This is a genomic window from Streptomyces sp. NPDC052052 (assembly GCF_040680455.1).
Lineage (GTDB): Bacteria > Actinomycetota > Actinomycetes > Streptomycetales > Streptomycetaceae > Streptomyces.
Window position 1 is genome coordinate 123023 of the sequence record NZ_JBFAWU010000015.1, and the last position, 14409, is coordinate 137431.

The 14409-nt window shown below is 68.4% G+C and carries 11 protein-coding genes; 1 reads left to right on the forward strand and 10 read right to left on the reverse strand.

Annotated features, from left to right (window positions below; translation table 11 throughout):
• Window positions 1-24 precede the first annotated feature (24 nt).
• The 9 genes from rodA to AB0L71_RS19635 form a co-directional block, all read right to left on the reverse strand.
• A complete protein-coding gene (rodA, locus tag AB0L71_RS19595; protein WP_365244190.1) occupies window positions 25-1215 on the reverse strand; it encodes a rod shape-determining protein RodA in 1191 nt (396 codons plus the stop codon).
• Window positions 1215-3380, reverse strand: a complete 2166-nt coding sequence (gene mrdA, locus AB0L71_RS19600; RefSeq protein WP_365244192.1) for a penicillin-binding protein 2 — start codon at window positions 3378-3380, stop codon at window positions 1215-1217. Before mrdA ends, rodA begins: the two co-directional genes overlap by 1 nt.
• 61 nt (window positions 3381-3441) lie before the next feature.
• Entirely contained in the window at window positions 3442-4104 is a 663-nt protein-coding gene (gene mreD, locus AB0L71_RS19605) for a rod shape-determining protein MreD (protein ID WP_365244194.1), read from the reverse strand.
• Window positions 4105-4115: 11 nt separating this feature from the next.
• Window positions 4116-5168: a rod shape-determining protein MreC gene (gene mreC / locus AB0L71_RS19610; RefSeq protein ID WP_365244196.1), complete on the reverse strand. Its 1053-nt coding sequence runs from the start codon at window positions 5166-5168 to the stop codon at window positions 4116-4118.
• Window positions 5169-5294: 126 nt separating this feature from the next.
• Entirely contained in the window at window positions 5295-6314 is a 1020-nt protein-coding gene (locus AB0L71_RS19615; RefSeq protein ID WP_055599051.1) for a rod shape-determining protein, read from the reverse strand.
• A 291-nt stretch (window positions 6315-6605) separates the two neighbouring features.
• Window positions 6606-7019: a nucleoside-diphosphate kinase gene (gene ndk / locus AB0L71_RS19620; RefSeq protein ID WP_365244198.1), complete on the reverse strand. Its 414-nt coding sequence runs from the start codon at window positions 7017-7019 to the stop codon at window positions 6606-6608.
• A 96-nt stretch (window positions 7020-7115) separates the two neighbouring features.
• Window positions 7116-7475, reverse strand: coding sequence for a DUF4233 domain-containing protein (locus AB0L71_RS19625; RefSeq protein ID WP_365244200.1), 360 nt, complete (start codon window positions 7473-7475; stop codon window positions 7116-7118).
• A 5-nt stretch (window positions 7476-7480) separates the two neighbouring features.
• Window positions 7481-9004 carry a folylpolyglutamate synthase/dihydrofolate synthase family protein gene (locus AB0L71_RS19630; RefSeq protein WP_365244202.1) on the reverse strand — a complete coding sequence of 508 codons (1524 nt, stop codon included), beginning with the start codon at window positions 9002-9004 and terminating at the stop codon, window positions 7481-7483.
• Window positions 9005-9123: 119 nt separating this feature from the next.
• The gene (locus AB0L71_RS19635; protein WP_365244204.1) at window positions 9124-11745 is read right to left on the reverse strand and encodes a valine--tRNA ligase; all 2622 of its coding nucleotides are present in this window, start codon (window positions 11743-11745) and stop codon (window positions 9124-9126) included.
• A 140-nt stretch (window positions 11746-11885) separates the two neighbouring features.
• On the opposite strand from AB0L71_RS19635, the gene AB0L71_RS19640 reads away from it, so the two are divergent.
• The gene (locus AB0L71_RS19640; protein ID WP_365244206.1) at window positions 11886-12923 is read left to right on the forward strand and encodes a hypothetical protein; all 1038 of its coding nucleotides are present in this window, start codon (window positions 11886-11888) and stop codon (window positions 12921-12923) included.
• A 71-nt stretch (window positions 12924-12994) separates the two neighbouring features.
• Here AB0L71_RS19640 and clpX read toward each other — a convergent pair whose 3' ends face one another.
• Window positions 12995-14293: an ATP-dependent Clp protease ATP-binding subunit ClpX gene (clpX, locus tag AB0L71_RS19645; protein WP_365244208.1), complete on the reverse strand. Its 1299-nt coding sequence runs from the start codon at window positions 14291-14293 to the stop codon at window positions 12995-12997.
• Window positions 14294-14409: the final 116 nt, after the last annotated feature.

Here is a 14409-nt window from a genome sequence, read left to right on the forward strand (position 1 = left end):
GATGGGCAGTCCCGCGGTCCCGGGTCAGGCGCTTATCGGGCGCTGCACCCTGATGGACTGGAGCAGTCCGACGGCTACCCAGACGGCGAACATCGAGGACCCGCCGTACGAGACGAACGGCAGGGGAAGTCCGGCGACCGGCATGATGCCGAGGGTCATCCCGATGTTCTCGAACGCCTGGAAGGCGAACCAGGCGATGATCCCGGCGGCGACGATCGTGCCGTAGAGCTCGGAGGTCTCGCGGGCGATGCGGCAGGCGCGCCAGAGGACGATGCCGAGCAGAACGAGGATCAGCCCGGCGCCGAGGAAGCCGAGTTCCTCCCCTGCGACGGTGAAGACGAAGTCGGTCTGCTGTTCGGGGACGAACTGGCCGGTGGTCTGGGTGCCGTGGAAGAGGCCGGTTCCGGTGAGGCCGCCGGAGCCGATCGCGATGCGTGCCTGGTTGGTGTTGTAGCCGACGCCCGCGGGGTCGAGCGCGGGGTTGGCGAACGCGGCGAAGCGGGCGATCTGGTAGTCGTCGAGCAGGCCGAGCTGCCAGATGGCGACGGCACCGGCGACGCCCGTGCCGAGGAGGCCGAAGACCCAGCGGTTCGAGGCGCCGGAGGCCAGAAGGACGCCGAGCACGATGACGGCCATGACCATCACGGAGCCGAGGTCCGGCATTCCCATGACGATGATCATGGGGACGGCGGCCAGGCCGAGGGCCTTCGCCACGGTCCGGTGGTCGGGGTGGAGCTGGTCGCCCGCGTCGACGCGTTCGGCCAGCAGCATCGCCATGATCAGAATGATGGTGATCTTGGTGAATTCGGACGGCTGGAGCGAGAAGCCGCCGCCGATGATGATCCAGGCGTGCGCGCCGTTGACGGTGGCGCCGAGAGGTGTGAGGACCGCCAGCACGAGGAGCACCGAGAGGCCGTAGAGGATCGGGACGGCGCCGCGCAGGGTGCGGTGGCCGAGCCAGATCGTGCCGATCATCAGGGCGAAGCCGATGCCGGTGTTGAGGGCGTGGCGGAAGAGGAAGTAGTAGGGGTCCCCGTGGGTGAGCGAGTCACGCCCGCGGGTGGCGGAGTAGACCAGCAGGGAGCCGATGAAGGAGAGCGCGATCGCGGATCCGAGCAGCGGCCAGTCGAGTTTGCGGACGACGGAGTCCCGGGCGGCGAGTTTGCCCCAGGTGGAGCGCTCGGGGGCGTACCGCGAGACGGAGAAGCCGGCCATCAGTCACGCCTCCCGACCACTGCGGCGAGGGTCTGGCCCTCGGGGACCTTCTGTGAGTTGGGGTCGTACGGCTTGATCTGCGGGGCCTCGATCGAGCCGTCGTGCTGGATCTTCGGCAGGGACTTCTGCGGGGTGGGCAGGAGTGCCTTCTTGAGGTCCTGGTTGCCGGCGTCGTCGAGTCCGTAGATCGCGTCGTAGATGTTGCGCACGGCGGGCCCGGAGGCGCCGGATCCGGTACCACCCTGGGAGATCGTCATGACGATCGAGTAGTCCTTGGTGTACGTGGCGAACCACGACGTCGTCTGCTTGCCGTAGACCTCGGCGGTACCCGTCTTGGCGTGCATCGGGATCTTGTCCTGCGGCCAGCCGCCGAATCGCCAGGCGGCCGAGCCCCGGGTCGCGACTCCGGCGAGAGCGCTGTCGATCTGGTTGCGGGTCTTGCTGGTGAAGGGCAGCTTGCCGTGCGACGTGGGTTCGATCTCCTTGACGGTCTTTCCGTCACCGCTGACGATCGCCTTGCCGACGGTGGGGTCGTAGAGCGTGCCGCCGTTGGAGATGGCGGCGTAGATGGTCGCCATCTGGATCGGGGTGACGAGGGTGTCGCCCTGGCCGATCGAGTAGTTGACGGAGTCACCGGCGCGCATCTTGTCGCCTTCGAGGCAGTTCTCGTACGCGATCTTCTCGACGTACGTGCCGTCCTTCTTGCCCTGCTTGCACCAGGCGTCCTTGTTCGCCTCGTAGAAGTCCTGCTTCCACTTGCGGTCGGGGACACGGCCGCTGACCTCGTTGGGGAGGTCGATGCCGGTCTCCTTGCCGAGGCCGAACTGGTGGGCGGTCTTGTAGAACCAGTCCTTGGCGTTCTTCTTCGGGTTCATGCCGCCGTCCTTGAGCCACTCCTTGTGCGCGATGCCGTAGTAGACGGTGTCGCAGGAGACCTCGAGGGCGCGTCCGATGGTGATGTCGCCGTAACCCTGGGACTCGAAGTTCTTGAAGACCTGGCCGCCGACGCTGTACGAGCTGGGGCAGGGGTAGTGGCCGTCGAAGGCGTAGCCGGCGTTGACCGCCGCGGTCGAGGAGACGACCTTGAAGATCGAGCCGGGGGCCGCCTGGCCCTGGATGGCCCGGTTCAGGAGCGGGAAGTTGGAGTTCTTGCCGGTGAGTTTGGCGTAGTCCTTGGCGGAGATACCCCCGACCCAGGAGTTGGGGTCGTAGTTGGGCAGGGAGGCCATGGCGACGACGCGGCCGGTCTTGGCCTCCATGACGACGACGGCGCCGGAGTCGGCCTTGTAGTTCTCGCCAGTGTTCTTGTCGAAGGACTGACGGGCGGTCTTCATGGCCTCGTTGAGCTCGTACTCGGCGACGGCCTGGACCCGGGCGTCTATCGACGTGATGACGCTGGATCCGGCCACCGCCTCGTCGTTCTTGGCCTCGCCGATGACCCGGCCGAGGTTGTCGACCTCGTAGCGGGTCACCCCTGCCTTGCCCCGCAGCTCCTTGTCGTAGGTGCGTTCCAGTCCGGAGCGGCCGACCTGGTCGGAGCGCAGGTACGGCGAGTCGGTGTCCTGGGCCTTGGTGATCTCCTCGTCGGTGACGGGCGAGAGGTAGCCGAGGACCTGGGCGGTGTTGGCCTTGCCGGGCGAGGGGTAGCGGCGTACGGCGGTGGGTTCGGCGGTGATGCCGGGGAAGTCCTCGGTTCGTTCGCGGATCTGGAGGGCCTGCTGGGTGGTGGCCTCGTCGGTGACCGGGATCGGCTGGTACGGCGAACCGTTCCAGCAGGGCTGCGGGGTCTTGGAGTCGCAGAGCCGGACCTTGTCGATGACTTCCTTGGGCTCCATGCCGAGGACATCGGCGAGCCGGGTCAGCACGCCCTTGCCGTCGTCGTCCATCTTCATCAGTTCGGTGCGGCTGGCGGAGACGACCAGTCGGGTCTCGTTGTCGGCGAGGGGAACGCCGCGTGCGTCGAGAATCGAGCCGCGGACGGCGGGCTGGACGACCTGCTGGACGTGGTTGTTCTTCGCCTTGTCGCTGTACTCCTGGCCGTTGCGGATCTGGAGGTACCACAGGCGCCCGCCGAGCGTGAGCAGCAGGGAGAAGACGAGGATCTGGATGACGACGAGACGGATCCGGACCCGCTGGGTGCGGCCGGTCTCGGGGATGTTGCTCACGGGGCGCCCCCGGTGGTGGTCGGGCCGGAGGTACGGGGCGCGGCCCCGCCGTGGTGCAGCCTCACAGTCGCTTGACTCCCTTGATCCGTGCGGCACGTGCGGCGCGGTTGCGGACGGCCCTGCCCCGCAGTCCGCCGCGTTGGCTTCCGATCCGCAGCCCGGTGCCGGTGGACAGCCAGCCGGCGGCGACGTCACCGCCCCCGGACGGGTCGGTGAGCGGATCGTTCACCGTGCGTCTGGCGATCGCCATGACCAGGGGCACCACGAACGGTGCGAGGAGCAGGTCGTACACGGCCGCGGTGAACAGCAGGTTGCCGAGGCCCACATGACGGGCCGCCGTGTCGCCGACGAGTGCGCCGACCATGGCGTACAGCAGCGTGGAGCCGATCGCCGCGGCGACGACCGCGACCATCGGTACGAAGGCCGACTTGAGCTGACCGTTCTCCGGCTTGGCCAGTCCGGCGAGGTAGCCGATGACGCAGAGGACCAGTGCGTAGCGCCCGGCGGCGTGGTCGGCGGGCGGTGCCAGGTCGGCGAGGAGTCCCGCGCCGAAGCCGATGAGGGCGCCGCTGACGTGGCCGTACACGAAGGCGAGTCCGAGGACGACGAGGAGCAGCAGGTCGGGTACGGCGCCGGGGAGTTGGAGGCGGGCAAGCACGGAGACCTGGATGACGAGGGCGACCACGACCAGGACGACGGAGAGCAGAGTCCGGTTCACGCGCATGGGGATCAGCTCTACCTCTGTTCGTCTACCGCGTTGTGGGCGCTCGGTGCGGCGTTGGGACTGGTGCTCGGGTCCGGGCTGCCGCTGGGGTCGGGGCTTTCGTGGATGTTCCCGACGACGTTGCCTTCGGTGTCGACGATGTCGCCGTTGGGCGAGATCGTGACGGTGACGGTCGGGGTGGGCTTGGGTTTGGCGGGCTTGGCCGTCGCCTTCGGCAGGACCATGTCGCGGGGGTCCTCGCGCGGGGCCTGGACGACGATGCCGACGATGTCGAGCCTGGTGAACCCGACGTACGGGCGGACGTAGACGGTGCGCGTCAGGCCGCCGCCGGACGGGTCGACCCGGACGACCTCGCCGACCGGGACGCCGGGCACGAACGGCTTGTTCTTGCTGGAGCCGAAGGTGACGAGGCGGTCGCCCTTCTCCACCTTGGCCTTGCCGTTGAGGAACTGGACGGACAGCGGCTGGGTGCCCTGGCCGGTGGCGAAGCCGAGTTCGTCGGTCTTCTCCATGCGGGTGCCGACGGTGAAGTCGGGGTCGTTGGCGAGGAGCACCGTGGCGGTGCTCGGGCCGACGGTGGTGACCCTTCCGACGAGTCCGTCGCCGTTGATGACGGTCATGTCGCGCTCGATGCCGTCGTTGGCCCCGGCGTCGATGGTGACCGTCCAGGAGAAGCCCTGGGCCGCTCCTATGGCGATGACCTCGGCGGCCTTGATGCCGTACTGTCCGGCGGCCGAGTTCTTCAGCAGCTTGTCGAGCTCGCGGACCCGGTTGCGGTTCTGGTCGTCGCTGCCGAGCTTCGTCCTGAGCGCGGCGTTCTGCTGTTCCAGCTGTGCGATCCGGTTGTGGCGTGTCCCGGAGTCGCGTACGGCCCCTATGGCGTTGCCCACCGGGTCGACAGCCGCCGCGACGCCGTTCTCGACCGGCCCGAAGGCCGCGGCGGCGGCCCGCCGGGCGCCGTCCACGGGTGACCCCTCACCGCCGCGGATGTCCACCGTGATCAATGCGAACGCGATGGCGATCAGCAGCACCAGGAGCAGCCGGCTCTCTCGTGTGTCCCTCACGTGCGGCGGCCGTGCCTTCCTCGTCGGAATGTTCGTGCCTGTATATCAACGTTCGGCCGTACGGAGCGGCAGCGGCCCGCACAGCTGACTGCGTGTGGGGTGTCCGATGTCCCCGGGTGGAGCCGGTCATCTGCGGGGCTGGGCGTCCAGCACCTGCTGGAGTGCCTCGAACTCCTCGACGCACTTGCCGGATCCCAGCGCCACCGAGTCCAGCGGGTCCTCGGCGATGTGGATCGGCATGCCGGTCTCGCGGCGCAGCCGCTCGTCCAGTCCGCGCAGCAGCGCGCCACCGCCGGTGAGGACGATGCCCCGGTCCATGACGTCGCCGGACAGCTCGGGCGGGCACTTGTCGAGCGTGGTCTTCACGGCGTCGACGATCGCGTTGACCGGCTCCTCGATGGCCTTGCGGACCTCGGCGGCCGAGATGACCACGGTCTTGGGCAGTCCCGAGACCAGGTCGCGACCACGGATCTCGGTGTGCTCGTCCTTGTCCAGGTCGTAGGCCGAACCGATCGTGATCTTGATCTGCTCGGCGGTGCGCTCACCGAGGAGGAGCGAGTACTCCTTCTTGATGTGCTGGATGATCGCGTTGTCCAGCTCGTCACCGGCGACCCGGATGGACTGGGCAGTGACGATTCCGCCGAGCGAGATGACCGCGACCTCGGTGGTGCCGCCGCCGATGTCGACGACCATGTTGCCGGTGGCCTCGTGGACCGGCAGCCCGGAACCGATGGCCGCCGCCATGGGCTCCTCGATGATGTGCACCTGGCGCGCGCCGGCCTGCGTCGACGCCTCGATGACGGCGCGTCGCTCGACTCCGGTGATGCCGGAGGGAACACAGACGACGACCCGCGGGCGGGCCAGGTAGCGGCGCTTGTGGATCTTCAGGATGAAGTAGCGGAGCATCCGCTCGGTGATCTCGAAGTCGGCGATCACGCCGTCCTTCAGGGGGCGCACGGCAACGATGTTGCCCGGCGTGCGCCCGATCATCTTCTTGGCCTCGGAACCGACCGCCAGGATTCCGCCGGTGTTGGTGTTGATGGCCACGACGGACGGCTCGTTCAGAACGATGCCTCGCCCCCTGACGTACACCAGCGTGTTGGCAGTCCCGAGGTCGATAGCCATGTCACGGCCGATGAACGACATTGAGTTCCCCTTGTTCCCCATTGAGGATGCGTCGGGCCTTCCGAGAAAGCGATGACGGCTTGTTCTGGTCGGCGAGGTGAGCGCTGCGGGCGTGGAAGATTCCATCGTAGTGCCGTATGCACGGACATCGCGCGAGGGCCCTGCGCCGGTGTCGGCGGAACGGGTGGTCGTTCCACTCATGGTGACGTTACGTCGGAGTGATGCGTTCCCGCGATTCGGGCCGGTATGCCGAGGGGCGACCGAATTAATTCGGTCGCCCCGGGTCACCAGCGCTGAACGGCTGATGCGAGGTCAGGAAAGTCCCGGAAAGAAAAGCTTCAGTTCCCGCTCCGCGGACTCCTCGGAGTCCGACGCGTGAATGAGGTTCTCCCTGGTGATCGTGCCGAAATCGCCACGGATCGAGCCGGGCGCGGCGGCGATCGGGTCGGTGGGGCCGGCCAGTGTACGGATACCTTCGATGATCCGCTCGCCCTCGGCGACCAGCGCCACGATCGGACCGGACTGCATGAACTCGACGAGCGGCTCGTAGAACGGGCGGCCGACGTGCTCGGCGTAGTGCTGCTCCAGCGTGGCGCGGTCGAGGGTGCGCATCTCCAGTGCGGTGATCCGCCAGCCGGCCTTGCGCTCGATCCGCCCGACGATCTCGCCGACGAGTCCGCGCCGGACGGCGTCGGGCTTGAGGAGGACGAGGGTGCGCTGGGTCATGATGTGCGGCTCCTTGGAGGCATGCGAGTGCGGTGAGGCGAGGCTACAGGGGTACGGGGGCGGGTCTGCGGCCGGGTTTGGCCACAGGGCGGCGGATCAGCCGGTGGCCGGGGTCTCGGCCGCCTCCTGGGCGGCCGCCCAGCGGGCCTTGGCCTCGTCGATCTTGCGACCGTAATGGACCGAGGCCCACCACAGTCCGCCGAAGACGACACCGAGGATGAACATCATCGGCACGAAGAAACCGCTCAGCACCAGGGCGATCTGCAACGCCCAGCCGAGCTGTATTCCACCGGGGCGGCTGAGCATCCCGCAGAGCAGTACGGACAGCAGCATGCCGATACCGCAGACCGTCCAGACCGTGCTGGTCGTCAGGTCGTCGGACTTCATCGCGACGAGTCCGGCGAAGCCGATCACGAAGAATTCACCGATCAATGTCGATGCACAGAGCGTACGCACGTCGGTCAGTGCCTTCCCAGGAGAAGCCGGGCCTCGCCGACCGTGATCACGGAGCCGGTCACCAGGACGCCGGCGCCCGCGTACTCGTCCTCTTCCTCGGCCAGGGTGATCGCCGCCTCGATGGCGTCGTCGAGGCGCGGTTCGACCTGGACGCGTTCGTCGCCGAAGACCTCGACGGCGACGGCGGCCAGTGCATCGGCGTCCATCGCGCGCGCGCTGGAGTTCTGGGTGATGACGACCTCGGCGAAGATCGGCTCGAAGGCTTCGAGCAGCCCCTTGACGTCCTTGTCGTCGCTGGCCCCGACCACGCCGATCAGCCGGGAGAACGCGAACGCCTCGGAGATCCCGTCGGCGGTGGCGCGGGCGCCCCCCGGGTTGTGGGCCGCGTCCAGGACGACGGTCGGGCTGGAGCGGACGACTTCGAGGCGGCCTGGCGAGATCACCGAGGCGAAGGCCTGACGGACCGTGTCGGCGTCGAGTGCGCCGGGCCGCTCGGCACCGATCCCGAAGAACGCCTCCACGGCGCAGAGCGCCACCGCGGCGTTGTGCGCCTGGTGGGCGCCGTACAGCGGGAGGAAGATCTCCTCGTACTCGCCGCCCAGTCCGCGGAGCGTCAGCAGCTGGCCGCCGACGGCGACCTCTCGGGAGACGACACCGAACTCCATGCCCTCCCGGGCGACCGTGGCATCGACCGCGACGGCCTTCTTCAGTATGACCTGGGCGGCATCGACCGGCTGCTGCGCGAGGATGACGGTGGCACCCTGCTTGATGATCCCGCCCTTCTCCCCCGCGATCTCGGCGGGCGTGGAGCCGAGCCGGTCGGTGTGGTCCAGCGAGATGGGCGTGATCACGGCGACCGAGGCGTCGATGACGTTCGTCGCGTCCCAGCTGCCGCCCATGCCGACCTCGACGACGGCGACGTCGACCGGGGCGTCGGCGAAGGCCGCGTACGCCATGCCCGTCAGCACCTCGAAGAAGGAGAGCCGGTACGGCTGCTGGGCGTCGACCATCTCCACGTACGGCTTGATGTCCTGGTACGTCTCGATGAACCGCTCGGGGTCCATCGGTGAGCCGTCCAGGCTGATCCGCTCGGTGATCGACTGGACGTGCGGCGAGGTGTAACGGCCGGTACGCAGGTCGAAGGCGCCGAGCAGGGCCTCGACCATGCGGGCCGTGCTCGTCTTGCCGTTGGTCCCGGTGATGTGGATCGAGGGGTACGCGCGCTGCGGCTCGCCGAGCAGGTCCATCAGCGCGGTGATGCGCGCCACGGAGGGCTCGAGCTTGGTCTCGCCCCAGCGGCCGGCGAGCTCCTGCTCCACCGCGCGCAGCGCCTTGTCCACCTCGGGGTCCGCGGGACGGGCGGGGGCGTCCGGGGCCTGAGGCGGTCCGGAACGGGTGCGCAGCGTACGGCTCCCGGCCTCGATCACCGCCAGGTCGGGGTCGCGCTGGGTCGCTTCGTCGACGATCTCCGCGAAGGTCTCGTCGGGATCGGAGTCGTCATGCCGGTCGGAAGGGCGGGGCTCACTCACGGACCCCAGTCTACGGATGGGTGCGGACATCGCGCGCAGCGCCCGTTGTGTGCGCCCGGACACGGCGGAGCCCCCGCGGTCCCGGTCGGCCGGGTGTGCGGGGGCTCCGCCGTGGACGGTCAGCCCTGGGGCAGGTTCGCCAGCTGGGCGGTGATCCGTTCGATGTCGGCCTCGGCCTTGGCGAGCCGGCCGCGGATCTTGTCGACCACGTGGTCGGGTGCCTTGGCCAGGAAGGCCTCGTTGCCGAGCTTCGCGGTCGCCTGTGCCTTCTCCTTCTCGGCGGCGCCCAGGTCCTTGCCGAGCCGCTTGCGCTCGGCCTCGACATCGATCGCACCGGACAGGTCGAGGGCGACGGTGACCCCGGCGACCGGCAGGGTCGCCGTGGCCTGGAAGTCGTCCCCGGCGGGCTGGAGGCGCAGCAGCTGGCGGATGGCCGCCTCGTGCGGGGCCAGGACCGTGCCGGCGACGGTCAGGTCGGCCGGGACCTTCTGGCCGGGCTGGAGGCCCTGGTCGGAGCGGAACCGGCGGACCTCGGTGACGACCTGCTGGACGAGCTCGATCTCCTTCTCGGCGGCGTCGTCGCGGAAGCCCGAGTCCTTCGGCCACTCGGCGACGACGACGGACTCCTTGCCGGTGAGCGTGGTCCAGAGCGTCTCGGTGACGAAGGGGACGATCGGGTGCAGCAGGCGCAGCATCACGTCGAGGACCTCGCCGAGGACCCGGCCGGAGACCTCGGCCTGCTCGCCACCGGCGAAGAAGGTGGTCTTGGAGAGCTCGACGTACCAGTCGAAGACCTCGTCCCACGCGAAGTGGTAGAGCTCCTCGCTGAGCTTGGCGAACTGGAAGTCGTCGTAGTACGCGTCGGCTTCGGCGACGGTCTTGTTGAGCCGGGAGAGGATCCACCGGTCGGTCGCGGACAGCTTCTCGACGGGCGGGAGTTCGCCCTCCACCGTCGCGCCGTTCATCAGGGCGAAGCGGGTGGCGTTCCAGATCTTGTTGGCGAAGTTGCGGGAGGCCTGGACCCAGTCCTCGCCGATCGGGACGTCGGTGCCGGGGTTGGCACCCTTGGCCAGGGTGAAGCGGACGGCGTCGGAGCCGTAGGTGTCCATCCAGTCGAGCGGGTCGACGACGTTGCCGAAGGACTTCGACATCTTCTTGCCGCGCTCGTCGCGGACCAGGCCGGTCAGCGCGATCGTCCTGAACGGGACCTCGCCGTCCATGACGTACAGGCCGAACATCATCATCCGGGCAACCCAGAAGAAGATGATGTCGTGGCCGGTGACCAGGACGTCGGTCGGGTAGAACTTCTTGAGCTCCGGGGTCTGTTCGGGCCAGCCGAGCGTGGAGAACGGCCACAGGCCGGAGGAGAACCAGGTGTCCAGGACGTCGGAGTCCTGGGTCCAGCCCTCGCCGCTCGGCGGCTGCTCGTCAGGGCCGACGCAGACGACCTCGCCGTCGGGGCCGTACCAGACGGGGATGCGGTGGCCCCACCAGAGCTGGCGGGAGATGCACCAGTCACGGAGGTTGTCGACCCAGTCGAAGTACCGCTGCTCCATCTCCTTGGGGTGGATCGTGACCCGGCCGTCACGGACCGCGTCACCGGCGGCCTTGGCGAGGGTCTCGACCTTGACCCACCACTGGAGGGAGAGCCGCGGCTCCACGGTGGTGTGGCACCGCGAGCAGTGGCCGACGGAGTGGAGGTAGGGGCGCTTCTCGGCGACGATGCGGCCCTGTTCGCGCAGGGCGCCGACGATGGCGGCGCGCGCCTCGAAGCGGTCGAGGCCCTCGAAGGGGCCGGGGACGTGGATGACGGCGCGCTCGTCCATGACGGTCAGCGACTCCAGGCCGTGCCGCTGGCCGATGGCGAAGTCGTTCGGGTCGTGGGCGGGTGTCACCTTGACGGCGCCGGTGCCGAACTCCGGGTCGACGTGGGTGTCCGCGACGACCGGAATGGTGCGGTCGGTCAGCGGCAGCTTGATCCGCTTGCCGACGAGGTGGGTGTAGCGCTCGTCGTCCGGGTGGACGGCGACCGCGGTGTCACCGAGCATCGTCTCGGCACGCGTGGTGGCGACGACCACGCTCTCCTCGCCCTCGCCGTACCGGATGGAGACGAGCTCGCCGTCGTCCTCCTGGTAGTCGACCTCGATGTCGGAGATGGCCGTCAGACAGCGCGGGCACCAGTTGATGATGCGCTCGGCGCGGTAGATCAGGCCGTCGTCGAACATCTTCTTGAAGACGGTCTGGACGGCGGCGGAGAGGCCCTCGTCCATGGTGAAGCGCTCACGGGTCCAGTCGACGCCGTCGCCGAGGCGGCGCATCTGGCCGAGGATCTTGCCGCCGTACTCTTCCTTCCACTGCCAGACGCGCTCGACGAACTCCTCGCGCCCCAGGTCGTGGCGGGACTTGCCCTCCTCGCCGAGCTGCTGCTCGACCTTGTTCTGGGTGGCGATGCCGGCGTGGTCCATGCCGGGCAGCCAGAGCGACTCGTAGCCCTGCATCCGCTTACGGCGGGTGAGGGCGTCCATCAGCGTGTGCTGGAAGGCGTGGCCCAGGTGGAGGGAGCCGGTGACGTTCGGCGGCGGGATGACAATCGTGTACGCGGGCTTGTCGCTGTGCGCGTCGGCCTCGAAGTAACCGCGCTCCACCCAGCGCTCGTACAGCTTCCCCTCTACCTCGGCCGGTGCGTACTGGGTCGGCAGTTCGGGGTTGCTGGCTGGTGTCTGCTGAGTGTTGTCGGTCACGGGGGACAGTTTAGAGCCGTCACAGTCGTGCACTGAAACCGGTTTGTTCAGTAACGGTGTGGCTCCCGGCCCTCCACGGGAGTGGCCCATCCGCCAGGATGTTCGGAACGCATAAGGAATCCGAACAGGGGACACCGCAGATGAGCTACAACCAGCCGGGCCCGTACGGCGGCCAGCCTCCGCAGGGCCAGCCCGGACCCTACGGCGGCCCGCCCCCGCAGGGGCAGCCCGGACCGTACGGCAGCCAGCCGGGCCCGTACGGTCAGCAGCCGGGTCCGTACGGCGGTCAGCCTCCGCAGGGTCAGCCGGGCTACGGGTACCCGCAGCAGGCTCCCCCGGGTATCCCGCCGCAGCAGCAGCCCCAGCCGGGCTACGGCTACCCGCAGGGCCAGCAGCCCGGTCCGTACGGCCAGCAGCCGCCCGCGTCCCCGTACGACGGACAGCAGTACGGCGGTCAGCCCCCGTTCCCTCCGGAGCAGCCGAAGAAGAAGACGGGCCTCATCATCGGCGCCGTGGTCGTGGCGCTGGCGGTGATCGCGGGCGCGGCGTACCTCCTGACGTCGGGCGGGGGCGCCAGCAACAGTGATGTGGCGGACTCCACCAAGGGCTACAAGCTGACGCCGGCCGCCTCGGTGGGCGAGTACAAGAAGGAATCATCGGGATCGACCTCCTCCAAGGCGCTGACCGGCAGCGACAAGAAGGAGGCCGAGGCGATGGGGATCAAGGATCCCCAGCAGGTCGAGGCCGCCTACCAGTCGGGTTCCGAGGACAGCCCGCTCACGATGAAGAGCCTGATGCTCTCGGGCATCTGGGGCGATGTCACCGACCCCGCGAAGGTCATCGACAGCTCGTTCACCGGCGCCGAGGAGGACATGGCGAAGGACGAGAGCATGGAGTACTCCCTCGTCGGCAGCCCCAAGAGCGTCAGTCCGCCCGGGTTCGAGGGTGCGCTGATGAAGTGCCAGGACCTCAAGGCGATCAACAAGAAGGGCGACAACACCCTCGCCAACGGGCCGAAGGAGTTCGTGACGCCCATCTGTGTGTGGGCCGACTACAGCACGGTCGGCGTGGTCATCGGAGTCGATGTCGCGCAGGCCATGACCGGCAAGGGCATGCCCCAGGACGATCTGGCCGCCCTGGCCGCCAAGCTCTACAACACATCCCGCACCAAGATCTGACCGCGTCAACGCCGAAGGGGCGCCCGCCAGTTCACCTGGCGGGCGCCCCTTCGCGCTGCTTGCGGCATGCGCTACGCGGACTTCTCGTGCCGTCCTTCGTCGCCCTTGCCAATCGTCCGCGGCTCGCGCGGGACCAGGGTCGGGTTGACGTTGTTGCGGACCACGTCCGCCGTGATGACGACCCGGGCGACGTCCTTGCGGGACGGCACCTCGTACATCACGGACTGGAGGACCTCCTCCATGATGGCCCGCAGGCCACGCGCCCCGGTGCCACGCAGGATCGCCTGGTCGGCGATGGCCTCCAGGGCCGGACGGTCGAAGTCCAGCTCGACACCGTCGAGTTCGAACAGGCGCTGGTACTGCTTCACCAGCGCGTTGCGCGGCTCGACGAGGATCTGCAGCAGCGCCTCACGGTCCAGGTTGTGGACCGAGGTGATGACAGGCAGCCGGCCGATGAACTCCGGGATCATCCCGAACTTCACCAGGTCCTCCGGCATGACCTCCTGGAACTGGTCGCTCGCCTCGATCTCCCGCTTGGAGCGGATCGTCGCGCCGAAGCCGATGCCCTTGGCACCCGCCCGCGACTCGATGATCCTCTCCAGACCGGAGAAGGCGCCGCCGACGATGAACAGCACGTTCGTCGTGTCGATCTGGATGAACTCCTGGTGCGGGTGCTTCCGGCCGCCCTGCGGCGGTACGGACGCGGTGGTCCCCTCCAGGATCTTCAACAGGGCCTGCTGGACGCCCTCGCCGGAGACATCACGGGTGATCGACGGGTTCTCGCTCTTGCGGGCGACCTTGTCGATCTCGTCGATGTAGATGATGCCGGTCTCGGCCTTCTTGACGTCGTAGTCCGCGGCCTGGATCAGCTTCAGCAGGATGTTCTCGACGTCCTCGCCGACATAGCCGGCCTCCGTCAGCGCCGTCGCGTCGGCGATGGCGAACGGGACGTTGAGCATCCGGGCCAGGGTCTGCGCCAGAAGCGTCTTGCCGGAGCCCGTGGGGCCCAGCAGCAGGATGTTGGACTTGGCCAGCTCGATGGCGTCGTCCCGGCCCTGCGCGCCGCCGTTCTCGCCCGCCTGGACCCGCTTGTAGTGGTTGTACACAGCGACCGAGAGGGCCTTCTTCGCGGGCTCCTGCCCGACGACGTACCCCTCGAGGAACTCGTAGATCTCGCGCGGCTTGGGGAGTTCCTCCCACCGCACCTCGGAGGTCTCCGCGAGCTCCTCCTCGATGATCTCGTTGCAGAGATCGATGCACTCGTCGCAGATGTACACACCGGGTCCCGCGATGAGCTTCTTCACCTGCTTCTGGCTCTTTCCGCAGAACGAGCACTTGAGCAGATCGCCGCCATCACCGATGCGTGCCACGAGGTGCTTCCCCTTCGCCTGGGAGCAGCTTGGTTCAGCAGCTCCTGTGCCTCTATCCGACGGTACCTTGCCTGGCCCCCCGTTCGGGCCCCCCTTGGCACGGTTCACACCGCCGA